Origin of the sequence: Ascidiaceihabitans donghaensis, from assembly GCF_900302465.1 — a bacterium.
GTDB lineage: Bacteria > Pseudomonadota > Alphaproteobacteria > Rhodobacterales > Rhodobacteraceae > Ascidiaceihabitans > Ascidiaceihabitans donghaensis.
Genome location: NZ_OMOR01000001.1, coordinates 2,135,255 through 2,160,634, shown reverse-complemented (window position 1 = coordinate 2,160,634; position 25,380 = coordinate 2,135,255). Strand labels below are relative to the sequence as shown.

Below are 25,380 nucleotides of genomic sequence, written 5' to 3'. Positions count from 1 at the left end.
CCCGTCCTGCTTGATCGGCGGGGCGGGTCATACTGCACTTTTTCCAACCACCAACCCACAGTCCTTTGGGGGGCACCGATGGAACTCATCCTCGTCAATCTTATCGACGGGCTTGTGACCGGATTGCTGTTGTTTATGCTTTCGGCCGGCCTGACGCTTATTTTCTCAATGATGGGCGTTTTGAACTTTGCCCATGCCAGCTTTTACATGCTGGGCGCGTATTTCGGATACCAGATCAGTCTGGCGCTTGGCTTTTGGGTCGCGTTGCTGGTGGCACCCGTGGTCGTGGGCGTCATGGGGGCAGGGGTTGAACGCTACGGATTGCGGCGTGTGCACCAATATGGTCACGTGCCCGAGCTGATCTTTACCTTCGGGCTTGCGTTGTTGATCGAAGAGCTGGTGCAGTTTGTCTGGGGCAAGAACCAGATGCCCTTTGATATTCCGGATGTATTAAACTTTACCGCCTTCGCCATCGCAGGCAATTCCATTCCCGCCTACAAGATTTTCATGATCTTCATATCGATCGCGATCTTCATCGGGCTGTTGTACATCCTGACCAGAACACGCGTGGGTATGATTATTCAAGCCGCACTGAGCTATCCCAAAACGGTTGAAGCCCTTGGCCACAATGTTCCGTTGATCTTTATGGGCGTGTTTGGTGTTGGCACCGCGCTGGCGGGTGTTGCGGGGGTCATCGCGGGGCCGGTTTTGGGCACGTTCCCGGGCATGGCGTTTGTGCTGGGCTCGATCGTGTTCGTAACAATCGTCATCGGTGGCCTTGGATCGCTTTGGGGCGCGCTTGTTGCTTCATTGTTGATCGGTTGGATCACCACATTTGCCAAGGCCTATAACCTTGCCATGTCGGATGTGTTGAACGCCATCGGCATCGCCACACCAGAGAACCTGGACGACAATATTTTTAGAGACCTTTGGACGGTCACCAGCCCCCAGATCGCAGATATTCTGCCCTATATCTTGATGGTGCTGATCCTGATCTTCCGTCCTTATGGCCTATTTGGGAACCGTGACGCATGAGCAATCAAGCCACAAACACCGCTTCGCCGATGCGTGCAGGCATTCTGTCCATCACCTATATGCCATGGATTATTGCAGGGATTTTGCTGCTGATCTTGCCGTTCATTTTCACCAACAATTCGTCCATCACCATTATGAACCAGATGTGGATCACAGTGATCTTTGCATTGGCCTACAATATGTTGCTGGGTCAGGGGGGCATGCTGTCCTTTGGCCATGCGGTCTACATGGGGCTTGGCGGATTTTTCTGCATGCACGTGATGAACTACGTTGAAGATTTCGGAGTGGCTTTTCCCTTGCCGTTGCTGCCACTGTTTGGCGGTTTGTTTGGCATGGGCTTTGCAATGCTTATCGGATCGTTTTCGACGACCGGGGCTGGCACACGCTTTGCCATGATCTCGCTTGGGGTCGGGGAATTGATTGCGGCCTGTTCGATCATCATCGTGGCGTTCTTTGGCGGTGAAGAAGGGATTTCGGGCGACCGGACGTATGGTCTGCCATTCTTTGGCATCGAGTTTCTGAAACAGATCGAAGTGTATTACCTGATTTCCTTTTGGCTGATGGTGTCTGCGGTTCTGATGTATCTGTTTTCACGCACACCTGTCGGGCGCATGGCAAATGCGGTTCGCGATAACCCCGAACGGGCGGCATTCTTGGGATACTCTGCACGCTGGGTTCGCTTTTACAGCTTCGCGGCGTCTGGGTTCTTCTGCGGTATCGCGGGCGGGTTGTTTGCGATCAACTACGAGATCCTGACCGAAGAAAACCTGAACGCGGCGTCCTCCGGTGTGATCCTTCTGGTGACATTTCTGGGCGGCGTCGGCTTCTTTTTCGGGCCGATCATTGGGGCGATTGCCTTCACGCTGTTGCAGACGGTTTTGTCTTTGGAAACAGAGCTTTGGGCGTTCTATGCAGGCTCTTTGTTCCTCGCCACGGTTATGTTCTTCCCCGGGGGGCTTGCAGGGCTGATGATGATGCATGTGCCTGCGATGCGCTTTGGAAAGCTTGGCACTTTGACCATGCCGTACGTGAAAACGCTTTTGCCTGGATTGATTGCGGTGTTGGGGTTGGCCTGCTTGGTCGAAATGACGTTCCACTATCGGCACGCGGCCACAGGAGATAATGAAATGACCCTGTTCTGGACCACTTTTGACAGCCACAGCATCGTGCCATGGATCATCGCCTTCGCGGTGACGGCTGCGGCGTTTTGGATCACACGCAAAAACGCGCCTGCCTTGAAAGAGGCATGGGGCGAAGCCAACACACCCCCAAAAGGAGGCGTTTGAAATGGCGGCTGCATTACATTTGAACGGGCTGTGTAAAGCCTTTGGAAAAACCGAAATCATCCGCGGCGTGGAATTGGAAATTGCAAAAGGCGAACGCCATGCGATCATCGGTCCAAATGGCGCTGGCAAGTCGACGCTGTTCAATCTGATCACGGGGCGTTTTCCGCAGACCTCTGGTACGATCTCGCTTCATGGCGCGGATCTTGCGGGTAAAGCCCCACATGAAATCAATCGGATGGGTCTTTCGCGGTCCTTCCAGATCACCAACATCTTTGGCAACATGACAGTGTTTGAAAACGTGCGCTGTGCGCTGTTGTGGTCGATGGGGTACAAGTATTCCTTCTGGAACTTGTTGGATCGCAGCCGCGCTTTGACGGAAGGGGCCGAGGAAATCCTCGAACAGATCAACCTGACGGAGCGGCGCAATCTGCCTGCGGGGGTTCTGTCCTACGCAGAACAACGCGCCCTTGAAATCGGGATCACAATTGCCGGTGGCGCTGACGTTATCATGTTGGACGAACCCACTGCAGGCATGAGCCATTCAGAAACCGACTACATTGTGGATCTGATCCGCAAAGTCACCGAAAACAAGACATTGGTGATGGTTGAACACGACATGGGTGTGGTGTTTGGTTTGGCTGACTATATTTCGGTGCTGGTTTACGGCGAAATCATCGCAACAGGCCGCCCCGAAGAAGTTCGCGCCAACCCTAAAGTGCAAGAAGCCTATCTGGGCGAAGTTTTGGAGGCAGACCACTGATGCTCGAAGTCACAGACCTGCACGCCTATTATGGCAAATCGCACATCCTGCAAGGGGTGAACCTGAACATACAGGAAGGCGAAATCGTAGCCCTTTTGGGCCGCAATGGGGTGGGGCGGTCCACCACCTGCAAGGCGATCATGGGTGAAGTCGAACCACATGGATCGGTGAAGTTCAAGGGCCAGGAGATTGCCGGTAAAAAGGCATTTGAGATCGCAAACATCGGTCTTGGGTATGTGCCTGAAAATCGCGATATCTTTCCGGGATTAACGACCCGTCAAAACCTGATTTTGGGTATGAAACCGGGCCAGAAAGAAGGTGTGGGACGTTGGAGCATGGAAAACATGTTTGATATGTTCTCGAACCTGAAAGAACGCGCCGATGTTGAAGCATCCGTGATGTCGGGTGGCGAACAGCAGATGCTGACTATGTGCCGCACCTTGATGGGCGATCCTGAACTTGTGATGATTGACGAGCCAACAGAAGGGTTAAGTCCGCAAATGGTGCAGCGGGTGGCCGACGTTTTGCAAGAGATCGCAAAGCGCGGCGTAGCGACGTTGCTTGTTGAGCAAAAGCTGTCGATTGCAATGGATATTGCCGATCGTGTGTACGTTATGGGACATGGCAAAGTTGTCTTTGAAGGCACACCTGACGAACTGCGCGGACGTGATGATGTTCGCAAAGAATGGTTAGAGGTCTAACGGGCTTTCTATAGTGAAAACGTACCGGACATTTTAGATGTCCGGTGCATGCCCATCGTTTGAAGCGGTCAGGGACTTTGCGTGCCTAACCGCCATTCCAAATCGCTTAAAGAATCTTTGCCAAAAAACATCTCTGTGCCCACAAACATCGTGGGGGATCCAAAACACCCGCGATTCACGGCATTTTGCGTCACTTCTGCCAATTGTGACTTTATTCCAGCATCTTGAGTTGCATTATTAAAGTTGTTTTGCGGAACTTCCACATCGTTGAGGACCTCATCTACGACACCAGAATCTGCGAGGTTTCGGCCTTCGATCCACATCGCGTCAAACAGCCGGTCAATATAGGCTGTTTCCCAGTGTTTGCCCTGTGCATAGACGGCCCCCCGCATCAAATTCACGGTATTGACGGGAAAATACGGATTGAATTTTAACGGCACCTCAAAGCGTTCCAAAAAACGGGCCATTTCGACGCGCATGTAGTCTACTTTTCCCGCCACCTCACGAAACGCGACCAGCGGAGGTGCATTGTTTGTGGTTTTGAACACGCCGCCCAATAAAAACGGTTTATAGATCAGCTTTGCGCCTGTGCGTGCCGCAATACCGGGCAACAGTTTGTGGGCGATATAGGCATTGGGGCTGCTGAAATCGTAATAAAATTCAATCGTTTGCATAGTGTTGGCTTTCTTGAAGTCGCGGGGTCTTGACCCTTTCCCAAAGGCTACGCTTGGGGTGACGCTGCGGTCAATCGTGCCCTTGGGGCAGATTTCCCTTTCAGCGTCTTCCACTGTGCGGCAAACTTGATCCAAACAGGGGGTGCAAAATGACAGACACACAGTGGATCACGCAGATAAAACACGACGGCGGTGTCATAGAGCTTTCTCTGAACGCGGCCCCCGTCAACGCGTTGACGCCGGAAAAGTTGATGGGGTACCGCGATGTCCTGCATCAATTGGGTGCGGAAAAGGAAGTGAAGGCCATTATGCTGACCAGCCCCTTGAAAGTCCTGTCTGCGGGACTGAACCTGAAAGCTGCTCAGGACTTTAATGAAGCGCAACAAAAAGCGATTGTGCGCGGGCTGAACGAAGGGTTTTTGGCCCAATACAGTTGCCCCAAGCCCGTCATATGCGCAGTCAACGGCGCGGCGATTGCGGGGGGGCTGTTTTTCGTTTTGGCTGCGGACCATCGCATCGCTGACACCCGCGCACAGTTTGGTTTGGCCGAGGTTCGTGTCGGTGTGGACTTCCCCGTTGGTCCGATGGAAATCGCCCGTGCCACCTTGGATACCAACACGTTGCGTCGTTTGATCTTACGTGGAAAACCCATCGGCGCCGAGGCCGCATTGGCGGCGGGCCTTGTGGACGATGTGGTTGAACCGGATGCCCTACATGCCTGCGCCCTTGAAGCGGCCCAAGAGTTTGCACAGCTTCCCCCAAAAGCCTTTGCATCCATCAAGCACCAGATCAGGGGCGAAGTGATTGCGCAAATAAAGACGGCCACAACGGCAGAGCCTGATTTGTGGTTCACCGACGAAACCCGGCCCGCCATGCAAAAGATGTTGGGGTAGCCTATGTTCAATCTTGATGTGAGCCGTTTGGACCGTGTGAAAGTTTGGATGCAATCCTACGTCGATGACGGGAAGTTTGCAGGTTGCGCCACGCTTGTGCTTGAGAACGGCCATGAGCGGTTTTTCCATACCGCTGGGTACGCAGATGTTGCGTCCCGGCGACCGTTTGAGCGCGACACAATTGCACGCATCTATTCGATGACCAAACCTGTGACGACTGTGGCTTTGATGATTTTGGTCGAACGTGGCTTGGTGCATTTGGACGCGCCGGTGTCGCGGTTTCTACCGGAATTCAAAGACTGTCGCGCCCTCCGCCCCGGGGCAAAAGACATTGACGACACTGTGCCGTGCCCTTGTCCGACGTTGCACCAGTTGCTGACGCATACATCGGGTCTGAGCTATCCGTTCAACCCTGGTGTGCTGGCCGCCGAAATGGCTGAAGACGATCTTGTCTTTAAGCCTGATCAAGGCGCTTTGGCTGATATGTGCAAAGCGGTCGCCAAATTGCCGTTGTCCTTCGTGCCGGGCACACGTTGGGAATACTCGGTTGGCATTGATGTGATTGGACGCGTGATCGAGGTGATCACGGGCCAAGACCTGGCACTGACAATACAACAAATGATCCTGGATCCGTTGGGCATGGAAGACACAGGCTTTTCCGTGCGCACCGGTCACCAAGACCGTTTTGCATCCTTGTATACGCCCCTGATGGGCGACCCGCTTGCCTTGAATGCAACGCAACACGGCAGCGATGCACCATCCTTGCGTTGTGTCGATACCAACGAAGGGTCGCCCTTTCTGGCGGCGTCCATGGCGTCGGGCGGTGGGGGGCTGGTCGGCACAATTGACGATTATGCGCGCTTTTCTGAAATGCTGCGGCTGGGTGGAATGTTTGGGGATGTGCGATTGTTGTCCACAGCGACAGTCGCCTTCATGATGCGCAATCATTTGCCGGGCGACATTGCGTCTATGGGGCCGCAAAGTTTTGCGGAACAACCGATGGAAGGCATGGGTTTTGGATTGGGTGGCGCGGTTGTCCTTGATCCGGCCAGAGCGCGGTCTGCGGGATCTGTAGGGGATTTCAGTTGGGGCGGGATGGCGTCTACGTTTTTCTGGATTGATCCGGTTCAGGATCTTTCGGTGATCTTCTTCACGCAGCTCTCGCCGTCATCCTCCTATCCTGCACGCCCCGAATTGAAGGCCTTGGTTCACGGAGCATTGATATGACCAACCCTGTTTTATGGACCCCCAGCGCAGATCGTTACAACACGTCGACTATGGCGGAATTTGAACGGTTTTTACATGAGAAAAACGGTCTAACATTCTCTGATTACAATGAAATGTGGGGCTGGAGTGTCACTGACCTTAACGCGTTTTGGTCTGCGATCTGGGCGTTTTTCGACATTCAGTCCTCGACGCCTTTCGACAAAATGCTGTCTCGCTCCGTCATGCCCGGGGCGCAATGGTGCGACGGGGCACATGTCAACTATGCGCAAAACATCTTGCGTCATGCAGATGTGCGTCCCGATGCAGACGCGCTGTGTGTTCAGTCTGAAACCTTTGGAACCCAGACGTTGAGCTGGACGGAGCTGCGCCAAAAAGTGGCCAATTTTGCGGATCATTTGCGGGGCTGCGGCGTTGTGAAAGGCGACCGCGTTGTTGCAATTTTGCCCAACACCGAAACGGCGCTGATTGCGTTTTTAGCCACAGCCAGTCTTGGGGCGATTTGGTCGCTTTGCGCACCCGATATGGGCCATGTCGCGGTTCTGGACAGGTTCCGTCAGATCGAACCAAAGGTCTTGATTGCGCAAAACAGCTATGTGCATGCGGGCAAACACGTTGATCGCAGTGCCGTTGTGGCGCAAATCGCCGACGGTTTGCCATCGGTGCGCCACAAGCTGCTTGTGGCGGCTCACACCGATGGAACTGGCGGAGCACTGCAAGGTTGGGCCCCGTTTCAGGCTGCCTGTGACGGGCATGCGCAATTGGACTATGCACAAGTGCCGTTCGATCATCCTTTGTGGATTGTCTACAGCTCTGGAACCACTGGCAATCCCAAGCCTATTGTGCACGGCCACGGCGGCATCATGTTAGAAGCTGCCAAGCAGTCTTTGCATCATGATTTGACCCACAAAGACCGCTTTTCGTGGATCACGTCCTCGGGATGGATCATGTGGAACGCACAGTGGATGGCTTTGGGGCAGGGCGCATGTGTATGCCTGTTCGACGGCGCACCGCACCATCCCGATTTGATGGCGGTCTGGAAATTTGTGGCGTCGCAAAAGCTTACGTTTTTCGGGGCAGGGGCTGCGTTTTTCGACGGATGCCGCAAAGTTGGTATCACACCGCGTGACGCTGTGGACTTAGATTGTCTGCGCTCCATCGGATCGACGGGATCGCCTTTGTCGTCGGATGCCTACGACTGGATTTACAATGACGTGAAAGCGGACGTGTGGTTGGCGCCTATTTCGGGTGGCACGGACCTTGCAGGTGCGTTTGTGCTGGGGCACCCGGGCATGGCCGTACGTGCCGGAGAAATGCAATGTCGCGCGTTGGGTAATGCAGTCCATGCGTTTGACGGGGCAGGCAACACGTTGACCGGGGAAGTGGGGGAATTGGTGTGTACCCAGCCTTTGCCCTCCATGCCGCTCTTTTTCTGGGGTGACGACGATGGAAGCCGTTTGTACGACAGCTACTACGATATGTATCCCGGCATCTGGCGACATGGCGATTGGATCGAAATTCGCGCCGACGGGTCTTCGGTGATTTACGGACGCTCTGATGCCACGATCAATCGCAAAGGCTTGCGGATGGGATCGGCAGAAATCTATCAGGCGGTTGAAGCTTTGGATGAGGTGTTGGATTCACTGGTCGTTGATCTTGAATTTTTGGGCCGCGACAGCTTCATGCCGCTGTTTGTTGTCACACGAGGCGCTTTGACAGATACGACAAAGCAGGACATCAATGCAGCTATTCGCACGGCAGTGTCTCCGCGTTTTGTGCCAAATGAAATCGTCAGTGTTGATGAAATCCCGCGCACTCTCTCGGGTAAAAAGCTTGAAGTTCCTGTGAAAAAACTGCTGTTGGGGGGTAATCCGAACACTGTGGTGAACCGCGATTCCATGGCCAACCCAGACAGCTTCGATTTTTTCATCGCTTTTGCACAGGACCTGAATACATGACTGAAACGCACCAGAAGCTGTTGGACCTGTTGGACCTGTTGGCGCTTGAAACGCTTGAAGTCGATTTGTTTCGCGGCACAGGGCAGGGTGGTGAAACGCCAACCCGCATCTTCGGCGGGCAGGTGATCGGACAGGCGCTTGCCGCGGCATATGGCACTGTGACAGACCGCTTGTGCCATTCGCTGCATGCTTATTTCATTCGGCCGGGTGATCCGGAAATACCCGTCATTTATCAAGTGGACCGCGCCCGCGACGGCGGCAGCTTCACAACGCGGCGGGTTGTGGCCATTCAGCATGGCAAACAGATCCTGAATATGTCCGCCAGCTTTCATGTGAAAGAAGAGGGCTGGAACCATCAGCATCCGATGCCCGATGTTTCTGCCCCGGAAAATTGGCCCGACCGTCGTGATTTACGCGCAGAAGAGGCCGACAAACTTCCCGAAAAGTTCCGTAAAGATTTTTTGCGGCCCCGTCCTATCGACATTCGCGAAGTCGCACCACGGGACTTTTTTGACCCGGCACCGGCAGACGACAAAAACCATCTGTGGTTTCGCATGTCTGAGGCAGCGGGGTGCAGCCCCCAAATGCAGCATTGCCTTTTGGCCTATGCATCTGACATGAACTTGCTGGGATCCTCTTTGCGGCCACATGGCCTGACGTGGTTCAAAGGCGAAGTGATGTCAGCCAGCCTCGATCACGCCATGTGGTTTCATGGCACTCCGCAATTCCAGGACTGGCATCTCTACTCAATGGACAGCCCATGGACCGGCAATGCGCGTGGCTTCAACCGCGGCAGCATATACGACAAAAACGGAACGCTGATCGCTTCAACCGCTCAAGAAGGACTGGTCCGCCCCATCAAACCCCGCAGCTGATCCGGGCTTCATCTCGCAAAATAAACCTCGGGGGAGGCCAAAGGCCGGGGGCAGAGCCCCCGACATAATCAAAACGGCAGAGCCCCCGACATAATCAAAACTTTGCTCTAGCCAAAGACGTAAAAGCAGATCTTGTTGCCATCGGGATCACGCGCATACGCACCATAAAACCGATCAGGAATACGTTGCCCCGGAGGGCCATCGCAGGTCGCCCCCAACTCAATCGCCTTGGCATAAAGCGCATCGGCATGGGCCTTGTCATCCGCTGGAAACGCCAGCATTACGCCATTGCCGGGCGTTGGATCGTCTTTATCGTATGGCTCGCACACCGCCAGCATAGGTTGCCCGCGTTCGGTTCCGATAAAGGCAATGCGCCCGGAATCGATCACGACCTTTGCGTTCTTGCTCTCAAATACGCCCGTATAGAACGCTTTGGCGCGCTCCATGTCGTTCACACCAATAGTTGTGTACCCAATCATAGTAAGTCCTTCATATCAGGCGTCAAAACCGCCGTATTTCCTGTTAAGCTTGCGCATCCCGCCAATCCAACGGTCGTAGTTTTGCGTCTTGGCTTGCATATAGCCAATCACTTCCTTGTGGGGCAGAACCAGAAACGTCTCGTCGCGGATTGTCTGCACGCAGGCTTCTGCGACAGGCTCCGGTTCCATCATCCCGTCGATGGCCGCCACGTGATCTTCATGGCCGCGCGTCATCTCGGTGCGCACCGCCTGTGGACACAGAACCGACACTTTGATCCCTTGATCGCCGTATGTCATGGCCATCCATTCTGCCAATCCGACTGCGGCATGCTTTGTGACCCCGTAGGGCGCACTGCCCACTTGGTTCAACAGCCCCGCGGCGGATGAGGTGTTCAGCAGGTAACCACCACCACGTTCCGCCATCAGCGGCACCAAGGCACGGGCGGCCCAAACATGGGACATGACGTTGATGTCCCAAATGCGCTGCCAATCATCATTTGGCACTTCGACACCACCGGCCACCGAAATGCCCGCGTTGGAACAGAACAAATCAATCGGACCAATCTCGGCCTCGACTTTATGGATCATCGCTACGATCTGGTCCTCATGGGCGACATCGACTGTCATGGCAGTGCCGCCCATCTCTTTCGCGGTTGCTTCAGCGCCTGCTGTGTCGCGGTCTATGCAAACAATCGCTTTTGCACCCTCGGCCGCATAGCGGACGCACATGGCCTTGCCGATGCCACTGGCAGCCCCGGTTACCACAATGATTTTATCTTTGAGTTCCATGGTTTACGCCCACATGCTCGAACCGCCACAGACGGTTAGCGCCTGTCCGGTCATGTATTTGCTGGCATCCGATCCAAGGAATACTGCAAGGCCCGCAAAGTCGTCAGGCTCGCCCAAACGACGCAGCGGGATAGATTTGGAATACTTCTCTTCCACACCCGGTTTGTCCCAAAGTTCGCGGGCAAAGTCGGTTTTGATCAGACCGGGGCAAATCGCGTTAAAGCGGATGCCTTGTGGCCCGAATTCCGTGGCCAAGTTGCGCACCAAACCGATCAGGGCAAGTTTCGACATGCCATAAACCCCCAGCATATCGGAGGCTTTGAACGCGCCGATAGAGGAGGTGAACATCATCGACCCGCCGTTTTCCATGTCAGGAGCCACCATCTTGGCCAGCCACAGATTGGATTGCACATTGGCGTTCATCGTGCGTTCATAGTCTTTGTTCGAAATGCCTGCGATCGGCCCGAAATAAGGGTTCACACCTGCGTTGCCGACCACGATGTCGATCTTGCCAGCAATCTCGTGGGTCTTGTCCACCAGCGCCTGCAAGCTGTCTTCATGCACGATGTTGGCCGCGACGCCGTGGGCGCAATCACGCCCCACGGCCTTGTTTATTTCCGCTGCCGCCGCATCCAGATCCTCTTGCGTGCGCGACGAGATCACCACCGTGGCCCCATGTTCGGCAAGGCCCTTGGCCATCTCGAACCCCATGCCTTTGGAGGCGCCGGTTAACAGCGCCACCTTTCCGGTCAGATCAAACATGCTCATCCCATGAACCCCGCAGAGCCTGTGACTTTGGTTTCTTTCTTGGCCGCATCCTGACGGGCGTTGGATTCCGAATAGGTTTTGACTTCGTGGCGGGCAATCACGTGATGGTGCACCTCATCGGGGCCATCCGCATAACGCAATGTGCGTTGCTGCGCGTACATGTTGGACAGCGGCGACCACTGCGAAATACCAGTCGCGCCATGCACTTGCATGGCTTGGTCGATGATGTCGCACACTTGCTCCGGGACTTTGGCTTTGATCATCGACACCCAGATACGGGCCTCTTTGTTGCCAAGCACATCCATGGCTTTTGCCGCTTTCAGCACCAGAAGACGCATGGATTCAATCTCGATTTTGGCACGCGACACAGTTTCCATGTTCTTGCCAAGGTCCATGATCTTTTTGCCAAAGGCCACGCGGGACAACCCCCGTTCAATCAGCAAATCCAGCGCCTTTTCCGCTTGTCCGATAGAGCGCATGCAGTGGTGGATGCGGCCAGGCCCAAGACGGACCTGAGAGATTTCAAACCCTTTGCCTTCGCCCCACAGAATGTTTTCCTCAGGCACGCGCACATTGGTGAAGCGGATGTGCATGTGACCGTGTGGCGCATCGTCGTGACCAAACACATGCATCGGCCCAAGAATATCGACGCCGGGGGTGTCGATAGGCACAAGGATCTGGCTTTGCTGGCGGAAGGGTTCCGCATCAGGCGATGTTTTGACCATAACAATCATGATCTTACAGCGCGGATCACCAGCGCCGGAAATATAGTATTTCTCGCCGTTCATGACCCATTCACCGTTTTCAAGCACGGCGGTCATGCCGATGTTCTTTGCATCTGATGATGCTTTGTCGGGTTCCGTCATTGCAAACGCACTGCGGATTTCACCAGCAAGCAAAGGTTTCAGCCAGGCATCTTTTTGCTGCTGTGTGCCAATGCGTTCCAACACTTCCATGTTGCCTGTGTCGGGCGCGGAGCAGTTGAGTGTTTCAGAGGCAAGGGGGTTCTTGCCCAGCTCTGCCGCGATGTAGGCATAATCGAGGTTCGCAAGACCTTCGCCGGTTTCTGCATTTGGCAAAAAGAAGTTCCAAAGCCCGCTTTCACGCGCCTTTTGCTTGGCTGTTTCCAGCAATTCCAACTGGCCGGGGGCATAAGACCAACGATCGGCGCGGCCTTCGCCAAGGCGGTGGAATTCTTCTGTGATCGGATCCACGTTTTCGCGGATGTGCTTGATCACGGCGGCCAGAAGCGGTTTGGCCTTTTCGGACATTTCCAGGTTGTTCAGTTCCAATGGTTCGGACATATCAATGCTTTCTTACTTGTTTACCCAATTGGGTTTTCGTTTTTCAACAAAGGCTTGCACGCCCTCTTTAAAGTCATCTGTTTTCGAGAGATCCGCGATCACCTCACGTGAATGGGCGATGCTGGCGGCCATGCCGTCGCCCTCCATCATGGCGTTCAACACCCGTTTTGTGGCTTTGACGGCAGAAGGGGATACCGTACACAGTTCCTCGGCTTTGGCCATGGCACGGTCCATCAGGTCGGCGTGCGGTACCACCTCGTTGATGCAGCCCATTTTCAGTGCCTCGTCCGCCATGATCGTGCGGCCTGTGAACATCATTTCCTGCGCTGCGAGGCGTCCGATGTAACGCGACAAGCGTTGTACGCCGGAGGCGGCGGCAAAAAAGCCCACTTTAACCTCGGGCAAGGCGAATTTCGCGTTCTCGGAGGCGATCAGAATATCGCATGACAGCGCCGTTTCAAAACCACCCCCCATGGCAAAGCCATTGACGGCCGCGATGATCGGTTTTTCCAGATCAAAGCGCGATGATAATCCGGCAAAGCCCGTGTCCGGCATGGGTTTCTTGTTGCCGCCCATAGCCGTCGCTTTCAGGTCATTGCCTGCGGAAAATGCTTTGTCACCAGCCCCTGTCAGAACAGCAACCCAAAGGTCCTGATCGGCGGCAAACTCATCCCAGCACCGCGACATTTCGATGTGCATGTCCACATGCACGGCATTATACACGTCAGGCCGATTCATGGTCACCAGCAGGATGTGCCCGCGTTTTTCGGTCGTGATAAACTCGTAGCTCATGTTTTTAGACCTCCTGTATTTATTTCTGTGAATTTTCCGTCATTTGCGGCCAGTTCTTTAAGTGTTTGTGCTGGTGCAAAGGCGGGATCATCCGCGCCCAACCGTTCCATCGTTTCCAATACTGCTGCGGCGCCAACCATGTCGCCATACAGCATCGGACCGCCGGTGTCGGGCGGCCAACCATAGCCGTTCAACCAGACGACATCGATATCCGACGGGCGTTGCGCCTTGTTTTCTTCAAGGATTTTCACGGCTTCGTTGATCATGGGATGAATGCAGGCTTTCAGGATGTCATCGCTGGACATTTGAGTGGGGTCTGCACCTGTGATGTCGTTGATGATGCCCGTTGTGACATCGGACGGGATTGGTCGGCGGTTTTCGTCGTAATCATAGAACCCCGCCTTGGTTTTTTGCCCGCGCCGATCCAATTCGCATAATCGGTCCCGGATCGGATTGTCAGTGGTGGCCCCTTTGGACCAACCAATATCCAGGCCAGCAAGGTCGGACATCTGGAACGGCCCCATTTTGAACCCAAAGGCGTTCAGGGCGGCGTCCACGTCCCATGGCAGCACGCCTTTGTAGACCAGTTTGTTGGCTTGGATTTGACGGGCAAAGAGGATGCGGTTGCCCACGAAGCCGGGGCAAACACCCACCAGCGTTGCAATCTTGTTGATGGTTTTGGCCAGCGCCATAGATGTTGCAACAACATCGTCGCTCGTGTCCTTGGCGCGGACAATTTCCAACAATTTCATGACGTTGGCAGGGGAAAAGAAATGTAGTCCGATCACGTCCTGTGGGCGGCCCGTAACACTGGCGATTTCATCGATGTTCAAAGCAGAGGTGTTTGTCGCCAAAATCGCACCGGGCTTCATCACTTGGCCCAGCTCTGTGAAAATGGTCTTTTTCAGGTCCATGTTTTCAAACACAGCCTCGATCACCAGATCGCAATCGGCAAGGTCCGCGATTGCAAGGCAACCGTGAAAGCGGCCCATGCGGGCCTCGACCTCATCCTGCGGAAAGCGGCCTTTGTCGCAGGACCGTTGATAGTTGCCGCGCACCACGGCCAAGCCACGATCCAAAGCATCTTGTTTTTGTTCAACAATTTTCACATCAAAGCCAGCGGTTGCAAAGTTCATTGCAATGCCGCCGCCCATGGTGCCGGCACCAATAATGCCAACAGTTTTGATATCGCGCTGAGGTGTTGCAGGGTCCAGCCCCTCAACGTCCCAAGCTTTGGCACCAGCGGCAGCGATATAGGCGCCGATGTCTTCGGTGGTCATGTTCATGTGTGATCCTTCAAGCATTGAGCCTGCAATGCGCGGCGGTCCGTTTTATCGGTGGCACCACGGGGCAGGGGCGTTGTTTGGAACCAGATGTGTTCCGGAATTTTGAATTTTGCGATGTGATCAGCAAGAAACGCCTGAATGTCTTCCGCCTGCGCTGATGTGCCAGATTTAAGCTGAATACCTGCACCAACAACTTCGCCAAGCCGGTCATGCGGCACAGAAAACGCGCAAGCCTCGGCCACTGCGGGATGCCGGTGCAAGGCGGCTTCTACATCCAGACATGCGATGTTTTCACCGCCACGAATAATAATGTTTTTCTTGCGATCAACGATTGAAACATACCCTTCATCATCGATGCGTCCCAAATCGCCGGTTTTCAACCAGCCATCTTCCAAAACCTCGGCCGTCGCGTCGGGTTTGTTCAAGTAACACCGCATGTTAGCAGGGCTTTTTACAGTAAGTTCGCCAATCTCGCCATGGGGTACATCGTTACCGTTGTCGTCCAGAAAACGCACATCTTGCAAAGGTCCGTGCGGTTTTCCACAGGCGTCGGGGCGGGCATTGTATTCGTCCCCAAGCATGCCGATCCCAAGGGCGTTGGTTTCGGTCATACCCCAGCCGGTTGCAACAGCTGCGTTGGGCAACATTTCCGAAAGCTCACCCACTTGGGCCGGAGGCCGTTTTGCACCGCCTGCGCCAATATAATCCAGCGTTGGAAGCGTTTCGCCCATCTCGCGCATGGCCACCATCAGATCGGCAGATTGTGTCGGCACACCCAGGAACCGCGTGATCTTTTCATCGCGGATGATTTCCACAGCCTTGCGTGCATCCCACTTGGGCATCACAGCGACCTTGGCACCGGCGGGCAGGCTTAACAAAAACATCGGGTGCGTGGCAGTGACATGAAACAAGGGTGTCACGATAAGAACAGAAGGGCGCACAGGCGGCGCATCTGGATCGTGGTCGGGGTCCATCAAGGGGGCCATTACGGCCGTAATCAGCCAAGAAAACACAGCGTTGACCGCACCGCGATGGGTTTGCACAACCCCTTTGGGGCGGCCCGTCGTGCCAGAGGAATACATAATTGCAAAATCATCGTCTGTGTCGATATCGGCGTCCGGGCGCTGATCAGACTGTGCGTTGGTCTTAAGCGCTGTAAAGCTATGGTGCGCCGTTGTTTCACCGTCACGTACGCCGACAATAGCCAAACCAAGATCGTCCACCAGAGGCTGCATTCTGGCGACGCGATCGCCGTCTGCAAAGACAAGGCGTGCGCCGCTGTCTTTTAGCGCATACTCCAGCTCTTCTGTGGTCCACCATGCATTCACAAAAACCGTGACCGCGCCGATTGATGCACAGGCCATAACCATAATCATCAATTCCGGGCAGTTGCGCATCGCGATGCCAACCGGGGCGCCTTTGGTCACACCGAAGGTGTCACGCAGGACATGTGCCATGCGGTTTACGTCAGACAAAAATTCATCAAACGTCCAGCGTTCGTTTTCAAAAATCAGGTACTCAGCAGCGCCATTGCCTTGGGCTTCGTAGCTGGCATGCAGCAATGCGGCGACATGGGGGGGCACATTTTCGAACACACGAAAATCAACGCCGCGGATGTTGGCGTCAGTCACAGCGAACGCGGGGTTCGTCTGCATGACGTGCGCCATGGCTTCGGTATCTGTCATGACAGTCATAAGCTGCGTCCAGTCAAAAGACGCGCGGCGCAAACAAGAAGCAAACGCATTCAAATCCTCCCAGATTTGGCAAGGTTCGGATCCGAAGCCCAAAGCCTTGCACAAGCATGATGCTAAGCTGGAAAAATTGATGCGACAATCCCGAGGGACGGAACGTCATTTTACATTTAGTGCTTGGCAAACCGATTTTGCGCGATAGATGGCATGGGCTCATCGCGGTCCGAACACCGGCAGGTGGCGTATCTACGTCGCGTATCTGACAGTATGCGTGCTTCTTATAATGTGAATTATGTTAAATAATATTCGCTGAACAATACACTCGAACACCCTTACCCAAGGCTGTATCCCGCACCCCGAACCGTCCTTACCGGATCTGAACCCCCAAACTGGGTCAGCGCTTTGCGCAAGCGCCCGATGTGCACGTCGACGGTGCGTGTGTCCACGTAGATGTCGCGGCCCCAGACACGGTCCAGAAGTTGTTCGCGCGACCAGACACGTCCGGGCTTTTCCATAAATGTACTGAGGAGCCGAAACTCAGTTGGCCCGAGTTTCACATCTGCAGATCCGCGCGTAACTTTGTGGCTTTCACCATTCAGCACGATGTCGTCGAATTCCAACAGTTGACCGGATGCCGCTGGCCGCACGCGGCGCAGTTGGGCACGCACACGGGCCATCAGCTCGATCACAGAGTACGGTTTGATCACATAATCGTCTGCGCCGGTTTCAAGACCCCGTACACGGTCCACTTCCTCGGAACGCGCAGACAGCATGATGACAGGAATGCCTCGGGTCTCGGGTTTGATTTTCAAACGCCGGCAGACTTCGATTCCGCTTAGCTGTGGCATCATCCAGTCCAGAACGATCACGTCCGGCGCGTCTTCCTGCACAAAAAGCAATGCCTCTTCGCCATTCTCGGCGCGGCTGACGGCAAAACCTTCGGCTTCAAGATTGTAAGCCAGAACCTCACGTTGTGCGGGTTCATCCTCGACGACCAAAACACGCGGCTGGACTGCGGACATGGTGACTATTCCTTACAGTTTCATAGAAGTCGTGTCAGCCTTGGCACGGGCTTCATCTGGGTGCATCCCCGTGACCAGGTAAACGACTTGTTCAGCAATCGATGTCACGTGATCACCCATGCGTTCGGTGTTTTTACCGATAAAATGCAAATGCATGCAGGCCGTGATGTTGCGCGGGTCTTCCATCATGAAGGTCAGGAATTCACGAAACAGCGCATTGTACATCTGATCCACTTCAGCGTCGCGTGCGATGACATCCAGTGCCAGTTCCGCGTCACGGTTGATATAGGCATCCAACGCGTCCGTCAGCATCTTACCGACTTCTTTGGCCATACGTCGCAGCGCACCGGCACTGTCGTTGACTGGCGCCATTTGTGCCAGAACACCCGTGCGTTTGGCCATGTTTTTTGCATAGTCGCCAATACGTTCGAGGTTGCCGCTAATCTTCATGACACTCAGGATCAGGCGCAGGTCAATGGCTGTGGGCGCACGCAGGGCAATCACACGGGCGGCTTCTTCGTTGATTAACTCTTCCAGTGCGTCGATCTGTTTGTCAGCGGCGCGGACCTTTTCTGCACGTTCTTCGTCGCGGGCCTCAAGCGAGGACGCGGCTTCCAGAATGGCAGCTTCAACCAGCCCGCCCATTTTCATGATTTGCGCCTGGATCGCTTCAAGATCGCGGTCGAAGGCGGATGCGATGTGTTGGTCGTTCATGTCTATGTCCCCTACCCGATCCGGCCCGTGATATAGCTTTCAGTGCGTGGATCTGTTGGATTGGTAAAAATTTGGCCCGTCTCGCCGTATTCCACAAGGTTGCCCAAATGGAAGAACGCGGTTTTTTGGCTGACGCGGGCGGCTTGCTGCATCGAGTGGGTGACGATCACCACGGAATAGTTCTGGCGCAGTTCATCGATCAGTTCTTCGACCTGCGCCGTGGCAATCGGGTCCAGCGCTGAACAGGGTTCATCCATCAAAAGAACCTCTGGCGCCGTGGCAACCGCCCGTGCAATGCACAACCGTTGTTGCTGGCCACCCGATAGCCCTGTGCCGGGCGCATCAAGGCGGTCTTTGACCTCGTTCCAGATTGCGGCACTGCGCAGCGACCGTTCGACAATTTCGTCCAGATCGGCCTTGTTTTGCGCAAGCCCGTGGATGCGCGGCCCGTAAGCGACATTGTCAAAGATCGACTTTGGAAACGGGTTCGGCTTTTGAAACACCATGCCCACTTTGGCCCGCAGTTGTACTGGGTCGACGCGTTTGTCGTAGATGTCTTCGTTGTCGATCAGAATGTCACCTTGGACACGGCACACATCAATTGTGTCGTTCATCCTATTGATACAACGCAAAAAAGTTGACTTTCCGCACCCTGAAGGCCCGATAAATGCCGTGACGGTTTTGTCTTGGATCTCGACATTCACGTCTTTGATGGCGTGATTGTCGCCGTAATACACCTGCACATCTTTGGCGGTGATTTTCACATCATTGGTGTCCACGGTTCTCTCCGTCAGTCTCATATCGTTCATGTCTTCGACCCCTACCAGCGGCGTTCAAAACGGCGCCGCAAAATTACGGCGATGGTGTTCATGGTCACAAGAAAGACCAACAAGATGATGATGCCCCCCCATGCGCGTTCATAAAAGGCCGGATCAGCACGTTTCGCCCATTCGTAGATTTGCGCAGGCATGGCCGAATTTGGCGACATCAACCCCGCCGCGATGCTGTCGGGTGGGTTGGACGCGATGAAGCCCACCATCCCGATCAACAACAGCGGTGCAGTCTCACCCAAGGCCTGCGCCAGTCCGATGATCGTGCCTGTCAGGATGCCCGGGGCCGCCAAGGGCAGGACGTGATGAAACACCGACTGCATTTTGCTAGCCCCGACCCCAAGCGCGGCGTCACGGATGCTGGGTGGTACGGATTTCAGCGAGGCGCGCGTCGAGATGATGATCGTGGGCAGCGTCATCAGCGTCAGCACAAGGCCACCCACAAGCGGCGCAGAGTTTGGCAAGTGCATGTAGTTGATGAAGACCGCGAGGCCCAGAATACCAAAGACAATTGATGGCACCGCTGCAAGGTTCGAAATGTTCACCTCGATGATATCGGTGATCCAGTTCTTGGGCGCGAATTCTTCCAGATAGATTGATGCTGCGACCCCGATGGGCAGCGCCAGCACCAGAACCACCATCATCATGAACAATGACCCGATCATCGACACACCCATGCCCGCGGCTTCGGGCCGCGCATCAGAGGCATCGGCGCCTGTGATGAAATCGAGGTTAAAGCGCTTTTCCAGACTGCCATCCGCAATCAGTTGATCGACGAAATCCAGCTGTGCCGGCGAGATGTTCTTGTCATTGGCAATGCTGTCGCGCGTCACACGGCCCTTCAGATAGCCATCCACACGGGAAGACGCCAAAAATTCAAACTCGACCGTGTTGCCGATCATATCGGGGTTGGCGATAACAAAATCGCGCAGATCCGCCGCAGCACTTTTAGACAGAATGCCCGCCATGGCCTTTGACTTTAGATCGGTTTCAAACCCTGCGTTGGACACCTTTGTCTCGAACGCGGTTTTCAACAAAGGCGCGTAGCCAAAGGTTGACACCTTCTTGATATCAACCAGATCGCGGTTGCCTTTTTTATCAAGTTTGGCAGCCAACAGTTCGACTTCGAGTGTCACATACGTCTGCTGATAAGCCCCTGTGCCACGCGACACGATGTTGAAGACAAGGATCAAAAGCATCAGCAATCCGATGCAGATGGCCCCGATGCCATAGGATTTGAACCGTGCCTCGGCGGCGTTGCGTTTTTTGGTGCGCCCGTCCAGCGTCAGCAATGACGTCTTGCGCGGGTCAATGGGTTGGGTTGCGTCGGTCAATCGTACTGCTCCCGATATGTGCGCACGATGTACAGTGCGATGACATTCAAGCCCAAGGTCAGAACAAACAGCGTCAGACCAAGGGCAAAGGCGACCAGCGTTTCGGGGCTGGCGAAATCCGTATCCCCGGTCAACTGGCTGACGATGCGGGTGGTGATGGTGGTCATGGCTTCCAGCGGGTTGGCGGAAAACTTGGCGATGGCCCCTGCCCCCAGCACCACGATCATGGTTTCACCGATGGCACGGCTGGCGGCCAGCAAAACGGCACCCACAATGCCGGGTAAGGCCGCTGGCAAAACGACCTGACGGATGGTTTCTGAGGGGGTCGCCCCAAGGCCCAGCGATCCGTCGCGCATGGATTGCGGCACCGCGTTGATAATGTCGTCCGACAGCGAGGACACAAACGGGATCAGCATGATGCCCATCACAAGCCCTGCGGTCAGCACCGCCGTGGCCCCCGACATCCATTCGACGCCTAACAGCCCCTCATCGCCGCGTCCGAAAATCCGGACCAAGGCAGGCCCAACAGTCAGCAAAGCAAACAGACCGTAGACGATGGTCGGTATCCCCGCGAGGATTTCCAACAATGGCTTGGCGATCGCGCGGACTTTGGGCCCTGCGTATTCGCTTAGATAAATCGCGGCAAACAGGCCGATTGGCACGGCGACGGCCAATGCGATGATTGAAATATAAAGCGTGCCCCAAAGCAGCGGCAGGATCGACAAATCGCTGTCCCCGCGAAAGTTCGGCGCCCATGACCCGCCAAAAAAGAAGTCGGTCCACGGGTGTAATCTGAAGAAGTTGATGCTTTCGAAAAGCATGGAAAAGACGATGCCGATGGTGGTGAGGATCGCAAGCGATGCCGCGATCATCAAAAGCGCCAGCACACCGCGTTCCACCGTGTTGCGGGCACGAAAATCCGGTTTGGACATGGCGACGGAAAAGACAAACCCGATGGCGGCAAGGGCCAGCACAACGGCTGTCATCCAAAGACGGCCCGATTGCGCGGATGCGCGGTAGGTTTGGGCAGCTGCCAGCACTTCGGGTTTCACATCCGACCCGAGGGCCACGCCAACATCCGCCAGCGTTTTACGCACATCGGTGTCAGCGGACAGGTTTTTCGCCTCATCCACACCAAGTGCGCCCTGTGCGACCACAACATCCAACCCGTCAGCCACACGGCGCACATCGCTCATGATCAGACCAATGCTGGACCCCTCGCCAATCACGCTGGCAGGGATCATCGCGGACACGCGGTTTTCGATCATCATCGGTTGTGCCAAAAGCCAGATTGCCAAAACCCCAAGGGCTGGAACGGCCGTAAACATCGCAGCGTTGGTGCCGTAATACGTGGGCAAAGAGTGCAAGCCGCGTCTGTCGCCTCCGGCCCCTGCAAGCGCGCGGACACGGGCCACGATGTACCCCAAGATGGACAAGGCAATGACGGCGAAAATAGTGAAACCGGTGATACCCATGGGGCTGCTCCGAGGTGTGGTACGTGGCGCAAAAGCCGCCCCGATATGCGGGGCGACCTTCATTTTATTGTCGTTGGATTTAGGAACCTGATCCCAGAACCGCCTCGTCCGTTACGGATGTTTGTGTCGCTTCCAGCTCTGGATCAGACACCAACCCGTATTCGGCCAATGGACCATCGGGGCCTGCAACTTCATCTGCCACAAAGAATTCTGCGAATTCTTTCAAGCCAGGAATGACGCCGATGTGGGCTTTTTTGACGTAGAAGAACAAGGGGCGCGACACAGGATATTCGCCTGTGGCGATGCTTTCTGTTGATGGCACGATGTCGGCCATTGTCGCCACTTGCAGCTTGTCTGTGTTGTTTTCATAGAAGGCCAGACCAAAAACGCCGATGCCGTCTTTGTTGCTTTCGATGCGGGCCAGTGTTTCGGTGTAGTCACCGTCAATATCCACGGATTTGCCGTCTGTGCGCAGCGCGATACAGGCTTTTTCCGCCGCTTTCTTGTCACCGCCATTGGCCGCTTTCAACACGTCGAACGCACCTGTTGCTTCGCAGCCTTCAAGGATCACTTTGTCCTCGAACACTTCGCGTGTGCCGTGTTTTGTGCCGGGCACAAAGGCTTGGATCGGCTGGTCGGGGAAGGACGCGTTCACCTGGTTCCAGTTGGTGTAGGGGTTGGCAACCATTTTGCCGTCGACCAGGATCTGGTCGGACAAGGCCAAGAACCAATCGGTTTGGGTGAAGGCAAAGGACGCGCCATCGATGTCAGAAGCAAACACGATGCCGTCATAGCCGATGCGGACTTCCATGATGTCGGTGACGCCGTTTTCAGCGCACACAGCGACTTCGCCTGACTTGATCTGGCGGGATGCGTTGGCGATGTCGATTGTGTTTTCGCCGACGCCTTCACAAAAGCGTTTGAGACCTGCGGATGATCCGCCGGATTCGACAACGGGTGTCGGGAAGTCAAAGTTTTCGCCAAAGGCCTCGGCCACGATGGACGCATATGGCAGAACGGTTGATGATCCGGCCACCTGGACCTGATCGCGGGCGGCGGCTGCTGTTGCGGAAAGTGCGGCAATGGCCAGCGCGGAAGTTGTGCATTTCACGAATGACATGATGTCTCCTGAACCTCGAAGTGATGGCCATCCCCTTGATGACCATGGCGCTGATCTAGGCGTCTTTCGCTATGCTTTTGTGACAGTTGCGTAACAGTTTTATGACAGCTTCGGATCTATGGCGAAATTTGTGATAAAAAATCAGGGAACCAACGGCAAAATCACGGAAAATGTGGCGCCCTGCCCCAACTCGGACGTCACGCGCATCCGTCCGCGGTGACGGTGGATGATGTGTTTGACAATGGCCAGACCCAACCCTGTGCCGCCCATCTCGCGACTGCGGTGGTTGTCTATGCGGTAAAACCGTTCTGTCAGGCGGGGCAAATGTGCAGGATCGATACCGGGCCCATGATCCGTGACATCGACGCGAACGCCTGCTGCGCGCAATGCCGGGTCGCGGTCTGCGGCGGCCAGCGTAACCTGAACGGTGTTGTCTTCGCCACCGTATTTGATCGCGTTTTCAATTAGGTTTGTGAAGACCTGACGCAGTTGATCCGCATCCGCGATCATCGTCGGGATATGATCAGGTGGATCAAAAACCAGCGTCACTTTGGCCTTTTGCGCTACAGGTTGCAGCGCATGGACGGTGCTGGACAGCACATCCAACAAGGAAATCTGGGTTGTGGGGCGCACGCGCTGGTCGCTTTCCACGCGGCTGAGCGACAGCAAATCCCCCACCAAACGGTTCATCCGGGCCGCTTCGCTTTGCATGATTCCCAAAAAACGTGTTTGGGCCGTTGTGTCATCACGCGCGGGACCTTGCAGCGTTTCGATAAACCCCATCAAGGCCGTCAGCGGTGTGCGCAATTCGTGGCTGACATTGGCCACAAAATCGCGTCGCATCTGGCTGGCCTGCTCCAGCGCTGTGACATCATCAAAACACACGATCACACATCCGGTATCGCCTGCGGCACGGCAGGTCACGCGGTAGGTTGTGTCGTGGTCTCCGTCGTGGCCCAGATAGCGTGTTTCGCGGGGAGATGTGTCGCGCAATGTACTTTCGATGCTATCCAGCAGCATAGGCTGGCGCAGCATCGTAACATAGTTGCGTGTGACGATGCCTTGACCCAGCAAAGACAAGGCATCCGCGTTGGCCGCCACGATCTTTTCGTCGGGGCCGACGGCCAGCGCAGGCAGGGACACCGTATCCAGCACAGATTGCAGCAGATGCGGGTCCATTTCTGTTATACCTTACATGCGGCGATGGCTTGGCTGAACACCGCGCACAGCGTGTCGGGGTCTTCAAGGCCAACCGACACGCGGAAGAATCCTTCGGACATGCCAAGTTCCGTGCGCTTTTCAGGCGTTAAAGCACGGTGGGACGAGGATGCAGGATGCGAAATCGTGGTACCGACATCCCCCAAAGTGGGCGCGAAATTCAACCCCTCTGCGCCGCGCGTAAAGGCGTTGGCTTCTGCGCGTCCGCCGTCCAACTCGAAGCTGACCATATTGCAGAACTGCCCCTTCAGCAAAGCCTGCGCACGGGCTTGGTCTGGGTGGTCGTCGCGGGACGGATAAATCACGCGTTTGACCCCCTCCAAGCCTCCCAAATGCTCTGCAAGCCGCATGGCAGTGGCTTGAGCACGGTCAAAGCGCAAATCAAACGACAACATGCCGCGTTCAGCCATCCAGCTGTCCCATGGGCTTGGCGTCATGCCTGTGGTCACCGAAAAGATCCGCAGCCGCGTGTTGATGGCTTCGTCGCGGGCTGCAACATAGCCAAGCATCACATCTGAGTGGCCCGCCAGAAGCTTTGTGATCGAATGGATCACGATGTCCGCGCCCCAATCAAACGGTTTGAATGCACGCGGCGTTGTGAACGTGTTGTCCACCACCAAAAGCACACCCTTTTCACGGCACAGCGTTGCCAATCCTTCGATGTCTGCAACACGCAGCGTCGGGTTGGATACCGTTTCAACAAGGATCAACTTTGTTGTTGGGCGGATCGCTGCACGCACAGCATCTACATCGCCCGGATCAACCATGGAAGTGGAGACGCCCATGCGTGGCAAGTCTTCGGCCATCAGCCGCAAGGACCGCCCATAAAGCTGGTTTCCACCAATAACGTGATCGCCTGTTTGGGTGATACCCATCAAAACCGCCGCCACAGCGGCCATACCGCTAGAAGTCACCACACCCGGATTGGGTGCGCCTTCCATGCGGTCGATCAACCCGCCCACAACATCGGCGTTGGGATGGCCTTCGCGGCTGTAGGTGTAGCCTTGCAAACCGCCTTCATACTGTTGATCCAGCATATCCGGCGTGTCCGAGGCATAGACCACAGACGTAGAAAGCGGTGTTACAACAGGGCGGCTGGCACTGTCGGGCAGCGGGACGGGGCGGATCAGGGAGCCTTTTTCGTTACGCATA

At 55.3% G+C, this 25,380-nt stretch carries 24 protein-coding genes; 8 read left to right on the top strand and 16 right to left on the bottom strand.

Translation table 11 applies throughout. The annotated features are described in order from the left end of the window. Window positions 1–78: 78 nt before the first annotated feature. Genes ASD8599_RS10735 through ASD8599_RS10720 form a run of 4 tightly spaced genes read left to right on the top strand, consistent with a single transcriptional unit; the run spans window position 79 to window position 3,782 of the window. On the top strand, window positions 79–1,035 hold the full coding sequence (locus ASD8599_RS10735; protein ID WP_108828526.1) for a branched-chain amino acid ABC transporter permease: 957 nt from the start codon (window positions 79–81) through the stop codon (window positions 1,033–1,035). Further along, a complete protein-coding gene (locus ASD8599_RS10730) occupies window positions 1,032–2,321 on the top strand; it encodes a branched-chain amino acid ABC transporter permease (RefSeq protein WP_108828524.1) in 1,290 nt (429 codons plus the stop codon). Before ASD8599_RS10735 ends, ASD8599_RS10730 begins: the two co-directional genes overlap by 4 nt. A 1-nt stretch (window position 2,322) precedes the next feature. Beyond that, a complete protein-coding gene (locus ASD8599_RS10725) occupies window positions 2,323–3,081 on the top strand; it encodes an ABC transporter ATP-binding protein (RefSeq protein WP_108828523.1) in 759 nt (252 codons plus the stop codon). Beyond that, complete coding sequence (locus tag ASD8599_RS10720; protein ID WP_108828520.1) at window positions 3,078–3,782, top strand: ABC transporter ATP-binding protein; 705 nt, start codon at window positions 3,078–3,080, stop codon at window positions 3,780–3,782. The genes ASD8599_RS10725 and ASD8599_RS10720 overlap by 4 nt, the downstream gene beginning before the upstream one ends. A gap of 68 nt (window positions 3,783–3,850) precedes the next feature. Here ASD8599_RS10720 and ASD8599_RS10715 read toward each other — a convergent pair whose 3' ends face one another. Next, entirely contained in the window at window positions 3,851–4,456 is a 606-nt protein-coding gene (locus ASD8599_RS10715; RefSeq protein WP_108828519.1) for a 2-hydroxychromene-2-carboxylate isomerase, read from the bottom strand. A 149-nt stretch (window positions 4,457–4,605) separates the two neighbouring features. Between ASD8599_RS10715 and ASD8599_RS10710 the strand changes: the two genes are divergently transcribed. Genes ASD8599_RS10710 through ASD8599_RS10695 form a run of 4 tightly spaced genes read left to right on the top strand, consistent with a single transcriptional unit; the run spans window position 4,606 to window position 9,406 of the window. Beyond that, a complete protein-coding gene (locus ASD8599_RS10710; RefSeq protein ID WP_108828517.1) occupies window positions 4,606–5,349 on the top strand; it encodes an enoyl-CoA hydratase/isomerase family protein in 744 nt (247 codons plus the stop codon). Between the two features lie 3 nt (window positions 5,350–5,352). Continuing rightward, window positions 5,353–6,576, top strand: coding sequence for a serine hydrolase domain-containing protein (locus ASD8599_RS10705; protein ID WP_245926004.1), 1,224 nt, complete (start codon window positions 5,353–5,355; stop codon window positions 6,574–6,576). Continuing rightward, window positions 6,573–8,531, top strand: coding sequence for an acetoacetate--CoA ligase (locus ASD8599_RS10700; protein WP_108828516.1), 1,959 nt, complete (start codon window positions 6,573–6,575; stop codon window positions 8,529–8,531). Before ASD8599_RS10705 ends, ASD8599_RS10700 begins: the two co-directional genes overlap by 4 nt. Further along, on the top strand, window positions 8,528–9,406 hold the full coding sequence (locus ASD8599_RS10695; protein WP_108828514.1) for an acyl-CoA thioesterase: 879 nt from the start codon (window positions 8,528–8,530) through the stop codon (window positions 9,404–9,406). Before ASD8599_RS10700 ends, ASD8599_RS10695 begins: the two co-directional genes overlap by 4 nt. Window positions 9,407–9,513: 107 nt before the next feature. On the opposite strand, the gene ASD8599_RS10690 is transcribed toward ASD8599_RS10695, so the two are convergent. From ASD8599_RS10690 to ASD8599_RS10615, 15 genes are all read right to left on the bottom strand, one after another. Next, complete coding sequence (locus ASD8599_RS10690; protein WP_108828513.1) at window positions 9,514–9,885, bottom strand: VOC family protein; 372 nt, start codon at window positions 9,883–9,885, stop codon at window positions 9,514–9,516. A gap of 15 nt (window positions 9,886–9,900) precedes the next feature. Beyond that, window positions 9,901–10,674 (bottom strand): SDR family oxidoreductase, encoded by a 774-nt coding sequence (locus ASD8599_RS10685; protein WP_108828512.1) that lies wholly within the window; start codon window positions 10,672–10,674, stop codon window positions 9,901–9,903. 3 nt (window positions 10,675–10,677) lie between these two features. Beyond that, window positions 10,678–11,436 (bottom strand): SDR family NAD(P)-dependent oxidoreductase, encoded by a 759-nt coding sequence (locus ASD8599_RS10680; protein WP_245926003.1) that lies wholly within the window; start codon window positions 11,434–11,436, stop codon window positions 10,678–10,680. A 2-nt stretch (window positions 11,437–11,438) separates the two neighbouring features. Continuing rightward, entirely contained in the window at window positions 11,439–12,746 is a 1,308-nt protein-coding gene (locus ASD8599_RS10675) for an acyl-CoA dehydrogenase family protein (RefSeq protein ID WP_181364465.1), read from the bottom strand. Between the two features lie 12 nt (window positions 12,747–12,758). After that, window positions 12,759–13,538: an enoyl-CoA hydratase-related protein gene (locus tag ASD8599_RS10670; protein WP_108828509.1), complete on the bottom strand. Its 780-nt coding sequence runs from the start codon at window positions 13,536–13,538 to the stop codon at window positions 12,759–12,761. Further along, complete coding sequence (locus tag ASD8599_RS10665) at window positions 13,535–14,824, bottom strand: 3-hydroxyacyl-CoA dehydrogenase (RefSeq protein ID WP_108828508.1); 1,290 nt, start codon at window positions 14,822–14,824, stop codon at window positions 13,535–13,537. The genes ASD8599_RS10670 and ASD8599_RS10665 overlap by 4 nt, the downstream gene beginning before the upstream one ends. Then, window positions 14,821–16,518 carry a class I adenylate-forming enzyme family protein gene (locus ASD8599_RS10660; protein WP_108828506.1) on the bottom strand — a complete coding sequence of 566 codons (1,698 nt, stop codon included), beginning with the start codon at window positions 16,516–16,518 and terminating at the stop codon, window positions 14,821–14,823. Before ASD8599_RS10660 ends, ASD8599_RS10665 begins: the two co-directional genes overlap by 4 nt. Window positions 16,519–16,847: 329 nt before the next feature. Beyond that, a complete protein-coding gene (gene phoB / locus ASD8599_RS10650; protein WP_108828503.1) occupies window positions 16,848–17,537 on the bottom strand; it encodes a phosphate regulon transcriptional regulator PhoB in 690 nt (229 codons plus the stop codon). A 12-nt stretch (window positions 17,538–17,549) separates the two neighbouring features. Then, entirely contained in the window at window positions 17,550–18,251 is a 702-nt protein-coding gene (gene phoU, locus ASD8599_RS10645) for a phosphate signaling complex protein PhoU (protein WP_108828501.1), read from the bottom strand. An 11-nt stretch (window positions 18,252–18,262) separates the two neighbouring features. Then, a complete protein-coding gene (gene pstB / locus ASD8599_RS10640) occupies window positions 18,263–19,060 on the bottom strand; it encodes a phosphate ABC transporter ATP-binding protein PstB (RefSeq protein WP_108828500.1) in 798 nt (265 codons plus the stop codon). An 11-nt stretch (window positions 19,061–19,071) separates the two neighbouring features. Continuing rightward, on the bottom strand, window positions 19,072–20,415 hold the full coding sequence (pstA, locus tag ASD8599_RS10635) for a phosphate ABC transporter permease PstA (RefSeq protein WP_108828498.1): 1,344 nt from the start codon (window positions 20,413–20,415) through the stop codon (window positions 19,072–19,074). Next, entirely contained in the window at window positions 20,412–21,890 is a 1,479-nt protein-coding gene (gene pstC, locus ASD8599_RS10630) for a phosphate ABC transporter permease subunit PstC (protein ID WP_108828497.1), read from the bottom strand. The genes pstA and pstC overlap by 4 nt, the downstream gene beginning before the upstream one ends. 79 nt (window positions 21,891–21,969) lie before the next feature. Beyond that, complete coding sequence (locus ASD8599_RS10625; RefSeq protein ID WP_108828495.1) at window positions 21,970–23,010, bottom strand: substrate-binding domain-containing protein; 1,041 nt, start codon at window positions 23,008–23,010, stop codon at window positions 21,970–21,972. Window positions 23,011–23,151: 141 nt separating this feature from the next. Next, entirely contained in the window at window positions 23,152–24,189 is a 1,038-nt protein-coding gene (locus ASD8599_RS10620; protein ID WP_108828494.1) for a sensor histidine kinase, read from the bottom strand. A 5-nt stretch (window positions 24,190–24,194) separates the two neighbouring features. Beyond that, window positions 24,195–25,379, bottom strand: a complete 1,185-nt coding sequence (locus ASD8599_RS10615) for a trans-sulfuration enzyme family protein (RefSeq protein WP_108828493.1) — start codon at window positions 25,377–25,379, stop codon at window positions 24,195–24,197. Window position 25,380: the final 1 nt, after the last annotated feature.

Excerpts from the sequence above, each read along its gene's own strand:
- ASD8599_RS10735 (WP_108828526.1), top strand. The coding sequence starts at position 79 with ATGGAACTCATCCTCGTCAATCTTATCGACGGGCTTGTGACCGGATTG.
- ASD8599_RS10730 (WP_108828524.1), top strand. The coding sequence starts at position 1,032 with ATGAGCAATCAAGCCACAAACACCGCTTCGCCGATGCGTGCAGGCATT.
- ASD8599_RS10725 (WP_108828523.1), top strand. The coding sequence starts at position 2,323 with ATGGCGGCTGCATTACATTTGAACGGGCTGTGTAAAGCCTTTGGAAAA.
- ASD8599_RS10715 (WP_108828519.1), bottom strand. The coding sequence starts at position 4,456 with ATGCAAACGATTGAATTTTATTACGATTTCAGCAGCCCCAATGCCTAT.
- ASD8599_RS10710 (WP_108828517.1), top strand. The coding sequence starts at position 4,606 with ATGACAGACACACAGTGGATCACGCAGATAAAACACGACGGCGGTGTC.
- ASD8599_RS10705 (WP_245926004.1), top strand. The coding sequence starts at position 5,353 with ATGTTCAATCTTGATGTGAGCCGTTTGGACCGTGTGAAAGTTTGGATG.
- ASD8599_RS10700 (WP_108828516.1), top strand. The coding sequence starts at position 6,573 with ATGACCAACCCTGTTTTATGGACCCCCAGCGCAGATCGTTACAACACG.
- ASD8599_RS10695 (WP_108828514.1), top strand. The coding sequence starts at position 8,528 with ATGACTGAAACGCACCAGAAGCTGTTGGACCTGTTGGACCTGTTGGCG.
- ASD8599_RS10690 (WP_108828513.1), bottom strand. The coding sequence starts at position 9,885 with ATGATTGGGTACACAACTATTGGTGTGAACGACATGGAGCGCGCCAAA.
- ASD8599_RS10685 (WP_108828512.1), bottom strand. The coding sequence starts at position 10,674 with ATGGAACTCAAAGATAAAATCATTGTGGTAACCGGGGCTGCCAGTGGC.
- ASD8599_RS10680 (WP_245926003.1), bottom strand. The coding sequence starts at position 11,436 with ATGTTTGATCTGACCGGAAAGGTGGCGCTGTTAACCGGCGCCTCCAAA.
- ASD8599_RS10675 (WP_181364465.1), bottom strand. The coding sequence starts at position 12,746 with ATGTCCGAACCATTGGAACTGAACAACCTGGAAATGTCCGAAAAGGCC.
- ASD8599_RS10670 (WP_108828509.1), bottom strand. The coding sequence starts at position 13,538 with ATGAGCTACGAGTTTATCACGACCGAAAAACGCGGGCACATCCTGCTG.
- ASD8599_RS10665 (WP_108828508.1), bottom strand. The coding sequence starts at position 14,824 with ATGAACATGACCACCGAAGACATCGGCGCCTATATCGCTGCCGCTGGT.
- ASD8599_RS10660 (WP_108828506.1), bottom strand. The coding sequence starts at position 16,518 with ATGACTGTCATGACAGATACCGAAGCCATGGCGCACGTCATGCAGACG.
- phoB (WP_108828503.1), bottom strand. The coding sequence starts at position 17,537 with ATGTCCGCAGTCCAGCCGCGTGTTTTGGTCGTCGAGGATGAACCCGCA.
- phoU (WP_108828501.1), bottom strand. The coding sequence starts at position 18,251 with ATGAACGACCAACACATCGCATCCGCCTTCGACCGCGATCTTGAAGCG.
- pstB (WP_108828500.1), bottom strand. The coding sequence starts at position 19,060 with ATGAACGATATGAGACTGACGGAGAGAACCGTGGACACCAATGATGTG.
- pstC (WP_108828497.1), bottom strand. The coding sequence starts at position 21,890 with ATGGGTATCACCGGTTTCACTATTTTCGCCGTCATTGCCTTGTCCATC.
- ASD8599_RS10625 (WP_108828495.1), bottom strand. The coding sequence starts at position 23,010 with ATGTCATTCGTGAAATGCACAACTTCCGCGCTGGCCATTGCCGCACTT.
- ASD8599_RS10620 (WP_108828494.1), bottom strand. The coding sequence starts at position 24,189 with ATGGACCCGCATCTGCTGCAATCTGTGCTGGATACGGTGTCCCTGCCT.
- ASD8599_RS10615 (WP_108828493.1), bottom strand. The coding sequence starts at position 25,379 with ATGCGTAACGAAAAAGGCTCCCTGATCCGCCCCGTCCCGCTGCCCGAC.